The sequence below is a fragment of the Streptomyces sichuanensis genome, assembly GCF_020328095.1.
Classification (GTDB): Bacteria; Actinomycetota; Actinomycetes; order Streptomycetales; family Streptomycetaceae; genus Streptomyces; species Streptomyces cinnamoneus.
Window position 1 is genome coordinate 1 of the sequence record NZ_JAIXMK010000209.1, and the last position, 6218, is coordinate 6218.

A 6218-nucleotide genomic window follows, 5' to 3' on the forward strand; every position below is an offset into this window, starting at 1 on the left:
GCCGGTCGTCCCGGCTTCGCCGGTCGTCCGGCCGGTCCCGGTGGCGGCGGTCGTCCCGGTGGCGGCGGCGGCTTCGCCGGTCGTCCCGGTGGCGGTGGCCCCGGTGGCGGCGGCGGCTTCGGCGGCGGTCGTCCGGGCTTCGGCGGTCGTCCCGGCGGCCCGGGTGCCCGTGGCGGCACGCAGGGTGCCTTCGGCCGTCCCGGCGGTCCGGCCCGTCGTGGCCGCAAGTCCAAGCGCCAGCGTCGCCAGGAGTACGAGGCCATGCAGGCCCCGTCCGTCGGCGGCGTGATGCTGCCCCGCGGCGGCGGCGAGACCATTCGCCTGTCGCGCGGTGCCTCCCTCACCGACTTCGCGGAGAAGATCGGCGCCAACCCGGCGTCGCTCGTCGCCGTGATGATGAACCTCGGCGAGATGGTCACGGCCACGCAGTCCGTCTCGGACGAGACGCTGCAGCTCCTCGGCGACGAGATGAACTACACCGTTCAGATCGTGAGCCCCGAGGAGGAGGACCGCGAGCTGCTCGAGTCGTTCGACATCGAGTTCGGTGAGAACGAGGGCGGCGAGGAGATGCTCGTCGCGCGTCCGCCGGTCGTGACCGTCATGGGTCACGTCGACCACGGTAAGACGCGACTGCTCGACGCCATCCGCAAGACCAACGTGGTCGCGGGCGAGGCCGGTGGCATCACCCAGCACATCGGTGCCTACCAGGTCTCCACCGACGTCAACGACGAAGAGCGCAAGATCACCTTCATCGACACCCCGGGTCACGAGGCGTTCACCGCCATGCGTGCCCGTGGTGCGAAGTCGACCGACATCGCGATCCTCGTGGTGGCGGCCAACGACGGTGTCATGCCGCAGACGATCGAGGCCCTGAACCACGCCAAGGCGGCCGACGTGCCGATCGTGGTCGCGGTCAACAAGATCGACGTCGAGGGCGCCGACCCGACCAAGGTGCGCGGTCAGCTCACCGAGTTCGGTCTGGTGGCCGAGGAGTACGGCGGCGACACGATGTTCGTCGACATCTCCGCCAAGCAGGGTCTGAACATCGACAAGCTGCTCGAAGCCGTCGTCCTCACCGCCGACGCCGCCCTCGACCTGCGCGCCAACGCGGAGCAGGACGCGCAGGGTATTGCGATCGAGGCCCACCTCGACCGCGGTCGCGGTGCCGTGGCCACCGTCCTCGTCCAGCGCGGTACCCTCCGCGTCGGCGACACGATGGTCGCCGGTGACGCCTACGGTCGTGTCCGCGCGATGCTCGACGACAAGGGCCAGAACGTGGAAGAGGCGGGTCCGTCGACCCCGGTCCTCGTCCTCGGTCTGACCAACGTCCCGGGCGCCGGCGACAACTTCCTCGTCGTCGACGAGGACCGCACGGCCCGCCAGATTGCCGAGAAGCGCGCTGCGCGCGAGCGCAACGCCGCCTTCGCCAAGCGCACCCGCCGGGTGTCCCTCGAGGACCTCGACAAGGTGCTCAAGGCCGGCGAGATCCAGCAGCTCAACCTCATCATCAAGGGTGACGCTTCCGGTTCCGTCGAGGCCCTCGAGTCCTCGCTGCTCCAGCTCGACGTGGGCGAGGAGGTCGACATCCGCGTGCTGCACCGCGGCGTGGGTGCGGTCACCGAGTCCGACATCAACCTGGCGTCCGGTTCCGACGCGATCGTCATCGGCTTCAACGTCCGCGCCGAGGGCCGTGCCACGCAGATGGCCGAGCGCGAGGGCGTCGACGTCCGGTACTACTCGGTCATCTACCAGGCGATCGAGGAGATCGAGGCGGCCCTCAAGGGCATGCTGAAGCCGGAGTACGAAGAGGTCGAGCTCGGTACGGCGGAGATCCGCGAGGTCTTCCGCTCGTCCAAGCTGGGCAACATCGCGGGTGTCCTCATCCGCTCCGGCGAGGTCAAGCGCAACACCAAGGCGCGCCTCATCCGCGACGGCAAGGTCGTGGCCGAGGACCTCACCATCGTCGGTCTGCGTCGCTTCAAGGACGACGTCACCGAGATCCGCGAAGGCTTCGAGGGCGGTATCAACCTCGGAAACTTCAACGACATCAAGATCGACGACGTCATCGCGACGTACGAGATGCGCGAGAAGCCGCGCGGCTGATCCGTACAGCTCTGCTGGGGCCGGTCGGCGGGAAGATATTCCGTCGATCGGCCCCGGCCGTTGCGTGTACGGTTCGAAGAGCGGCACACCACGTACCCCTCACGCCTCCCGGGTGGGCTTCACCCGCACCACATGTATGCAGGGACTCTGTCCTTCGACCTCCTCCTCGGCGACGTACGGTCGCTGAAGGAGAAGCGCTCCGTCGTCCGCCCGATCGTCGCCGAGCTGCACCGCAAGTACGCGGTGAGCGTGGCGGAGGTCGGCGACCAGGACCTCTACCGCCGGGCCACGATCGGCGTGGCGGCGGTCTCCGGGGACGCGGGGCACCTCACAGACCTGTTGGACCGCTGCGAGCGCCTGGTCGCCGCACGTCCTGAAGTGGAGCTGCTGTCGGTTCGGCGGCGGTTCCACGGAGACGACGACTAACGCCGTCGACTGGGCGCGCCAGCGCCGAGAGCACAATGATGGAAGACGAGAAGGAGACGGACCAGTGGCCGACAACGCGCGTGCGAAGAGGCTGGCGGACCTCATCCGCGAGGTCATCGCACAGAAGCTGCAGCGCGGAATCAAGGACCCGCGGCTCGGCTCTCACGTGACCATCACGGACACCCGGGTCACCGGCGACCTGCGGGAGGCCACGGTCTTCTACACGGTCTACGGCGACGACGAGGACCGGGCCAGTGCGGCCGCCGGGCTGGAGAGCGCCAAGGGCATCCTGCGCTCCGAGGTCGGCCGCGCCGCGGGCACCAAGTTCACGCCGACGCTGACGTTCGTGGCGGACGCCCTGCCCGAGAACGCCCGGACCATCGAGGACCTCCTCGATCGGGCGCGGGCCTCGGACGCCCAGGTGCGCCAGGCGTCCTCCGGCGCGACGTACGCCGGTGAGGCCGACCCGTACCGCAAGCCGGGCGAGGACGACGAGGCGGCGGACGACAAGGGCGCCGGCGCCTGATGAAGCACAAGGCACCGACCACCCCGGACGGGCTGGTCATCGTCGACAAGCCGGCCGGTTTCACCTCGCACGACGTCGTCGCCAAGATGCGGGGCATCGCCCGCACCCGGCGCGTCGGCCACGCGGGGACGCTCGACCCGATGGCGACCGGCGTGCTCGTCCTCGGCGTCGAGCGGGCCACCAAGCTCCTCGGTCACCTCGCGCTGACCGAGAAGGAGTACGTGGCCACGATCCGGCTCGGCCAGAACACAGTGACCGACGACGCGGAGGGCGAGGTCACCTCGTCCACGGACGCCTCCGGGGTGACCCGCGAGGCGATCGACGCGGGGGTGGCCAAGCTGACGGGCGCCATCATGCAGGTGCCCTCCAAGGTCAGCGCGATCAAGATAAACGGCGTGCGCTCCTACAAGCGGGCGCGCGAGGGCGAGGACTTCGAGATCCCCGCCCGGCCGGTGACGGTCTCCTCCTTCACCGTGCACGCCGTGCTGCCCGCCGAGACGGCGGACGGCACGCCGGTGCAGGACCTGCTGGTCTCCGTCGTCTGCTCGTCCGGCACCTACGTGCGTGCCCTCGCCCGCGACCTGGGCGCGGACACGGGAGTCGGCGGCCACCTCACGGCGCTGCGGCGCACCCGCGTCGGCCCGTACGGGATCGGCGACGCGCGCACGCTCGGTCAGCTCCAGGAGGAGCTGACCGTGATGCCCGTCGCCCAGGCGGCCGAGGTCGCCTTCCAGCGCTGGGACGTGAACGAGGAGCAGGCCCGCCTGCTCGCCAACGGCGTGCGCATCAAGGTGCCGCCGTTCGACACCACGGGCCCGATCGCCGTCTTCGGCCCCGACGGCCGCTTCCTCGTGCTGATCGAGAACCAGGGCGGCAGGGCCAAGAGCCTGGCGGTCTTCGCCTAGCCGGCCGTCTTCGCCCGGCCGGCCGTTCTTCGGCCGGCCCGGCACACCGTGGGGCGGGGACCGCGCCCGAACGCGTTCCCCGCCCCACGATCCCCCTCCCACCTGTCTCTATCCATCCGGGACGGATGATTCACCCCAACGGGCAGGCGCTCGGAGTGAACCAGGGGGGTGGAAGGGGGCGCGTTCAGGGTGGGACCTGGCTTCGCCGATCATCCGCTGCCTACCGTCGTGTGGACGAGCACGGCGGGAGGTTCGACGGATGAACGGGCGGCGGGCCGACGCGGAAGAGTCGCTGGTGCGTATCCGCGACCTCGCCGGGCGCGCGCGGGGCACGGGATTCCTCGCCGACGACCGCGGCACCCTGATCACCAGCCATGAGGCCGTCGACGGCCTCGCACGCCTCGTGCTGCACGCCCCCGGCGAGCTGACCTGCATCGTCGGCGCGGAGAACGTGACGCCCCTGCCCGAGTGCGACCTGGCACTCGTGCGCACCGAGGGCCTGTGCGTCCCCCCGCTGCCGGTGGCCGCCGCCGTGCGCTTCGAGGGCGGCCAGGAGGTCCGGCTGCGCGCCGGCCGCTGGCACAACGCCCGGATCGTCGGCGACGTCCCGGTCACCTACACCGCCACCGACCGCTTCCACCTCCTCGGCGCCGCCCTGGAGCTCTCCCTGTCCGAGCGCGCGGGGCTGCGGCTGGGGGAGGAGGCCACGGGCGGCCCGGTCTTCGACGCCCGCACGGGGGCGGTGGTCGCCGTCCTCGGTACCGCGCTCCAGGCCGACCGCCGGGCCGCGGGCTTCGCGATCCCGCTGCGCGCCGTCGCCGCGACCGCGCCGGACGGACCGCTGGCCGAGCTCCTCGACCGCAACTCCGCCACGGTCCCCGCCTTCGGCCCCGACCTCAACCTCGCGGGTGCCCTGCAGCTGACGGCGACGGCCCTGGGCTCGGTCGTCACCCCGCGCGTGTGGCGCGACCCCGTCGAGCGGCCCGAGACCGAGTGCGAGTTCGCCCGTTTCCTGGACGTGGAGCCGGACGGGCCCGGCGGCGGGCGGTACGTGCTCGGGCTCGTCGGCGACCCGGGCACCGGCCGCACCACCGAGCTGGGTGCCCTGGCCGGGCGCCGGGCGCGCGGCGCCGAGCCCGCCCCCACGCTCTGGCTGCGCGGCGCGGACCTGCAGGTGGGCGACGAGAGCGTACGGGACGCGATCGCCCGGGCCCTGGCAGCCGCCGGGCGCATCGTCACCGCCTCGGCCGGCCCCGGGGGCACCGTCGGCGCCACCTCGGCGGCCACCCCCGAGGGCGTCGCCGAGCTGGCCCGCCGCATGGGCCGGCCGCTGCTCGTCCTGCTGGACGGCCCCGAGGAGATGCCGCCCGTCCTGGCCCACGCCCTGCCCGAGTGGACCGCCGCGACCACCCGCTGGCTGCGGAGCACGTCCTCCCGCCTGATCGTCGCCTGCCGCCCCGAGCACTGGGAGAGTGCCGGCGCGCTCTTCCCCCCGGAGGTCCTCCACGTGCCCGGCGGTCCCGGCGGGCCGCCGTCGGCGCCGGGGCCGCGCGCCCTGCCGCCCTGCACCCGGCTCCCCGCCCTGACCCCCGGCCAGGCCGCGGAGGTCCGCGCCTCCTACGGCATCCCCCCGGACGCCATCGACCCCGCCGACGCCGGCCACCCGCTGGCCCTCCGCCTTCTCGCCGAGGTGCGGGCCGCGCTCCCCGACGGCACCGTGGGCGCGGGCGGCACGGGCGAGGCGGCCCCCGACCGGTGGGACGTCTTCGCCGCCTACCTCGACCTGATCTGCCTGCGCATCGCCGTGCGCCTGGCCGCCTCCCGCAGGCCGCCGCTGCGCGGCGCGGCCGTGCGGCGGCTCGCGGCGCGCGTGGCGGGGCAGGTGCACGAGGCCGCCCGGCGCTGCCTCGGCCCCGGCCAGGGCGAGCTGGAGCGGGAGGCGTTCGAGGAGCTGTTCCCCTGGCGCACCGGCTGGGCCTCCGCCGTCCTGACCGAGGGTCTGCTCGTCCCCGCCGGCTCCGGCTACCGCTTCGCCCACGAGGAGTTCGCCGACTGGCTGCAGGGCACCCACCTCGATCTGGACGCCGCACTGCACGCCCTCGTCCACCGCTGGTACGAACCGGAGGGCCCGCCCGCCGAGGCCGCCGTCCGCCTGCCGTCCCGCGCGGGCGGCGGGCCCATGCCCGCTCCCGGTGGCCACGTACCGCCCCCGCCGGGCTCCGGCGGCGCGGCCCGCTCGGGCACCCGCCGCCGCAAGC

Annotated in this window: 5 protein-coding genes; all 5 read left to right on the forward strand. The window is 73.2% G+C overall.

Annotated features, from left to right (window positions below):
- Nucleotides 1-2103 (forward strand): translation initiation factor IF-2 (gene infB / locus LE181_RS31060; RefSeq protein ID WP_225664881.1); only part of this gene is annotated, 2103 nt, incomplete at its 5' end.
- A 132-nt stretch (nucleotides 2104-2235) separates the two neighbouring features.
- Nucleotides 2236-2529 carry a DUF503 domain-containing protein gene (locus tag LE181_RS31065; RefSeq protein ID WP_190112967.1) on the forward strand — a complete coding sequence of 98 codons (294 nt, stop codon included), beginning with the start codon at nucleotides 2236-2238 and terminating at the stop codon, nucleotides 2527-2529.
- Nucleotides 2530-2593: 64 nt separating this feature from the next.
- Nucleotides 2594-3055, forward strand: coding sequence for a 30S ribosome-binding factor RbfA (gene rbfA, locus LE181_RS31070; protein WP_225664882.1), 462 nt, complete (start codon nucleotides 2594-2596; stop codon nucleotides 3053-3055).
- On the forward strand, nucleotides 3055-3960 hold the full coding sequence (truB, locus tag LE181_RS31075) for a tRNA pseudouridine(55) synthase TruB (protein ID WP_225664883.1): 906 nt from the start codon (nucleotides 3055-3057) through the stop codon (nucleotides 3958-3960). Before rbfA ends, truB begins: the two co-directional genes overlap by 1 nt.
- Nucleotides 3961-4219: 259 nt before the next feature.
- Nucleotides 4220-6218, forward strand: a 1999-nt coding sequence (locus tag LE181_RS31080; RefSeq protein ID WP_225664884.1) for a S1 family serine peptidase, incomplete at its 3' end; no start/stop codon positions are given.

Excerpts from the sequence above, each read along its gene's own strand:
- LE181_RS31065 (WP_190112967.1), top strand. The coding sequence starts at position 2,236 with ATGTATGCAGGGACTCTGTCCTTCGACCTCCTCCTCGGCGACGTACGG.
- truB (WP_225664883.1), top strand. The coding sequence starts at position 3,055 with ATGAAGCACAAGGCACCGACCACCCCGGACGGGCTGGTCATCGTCGAC.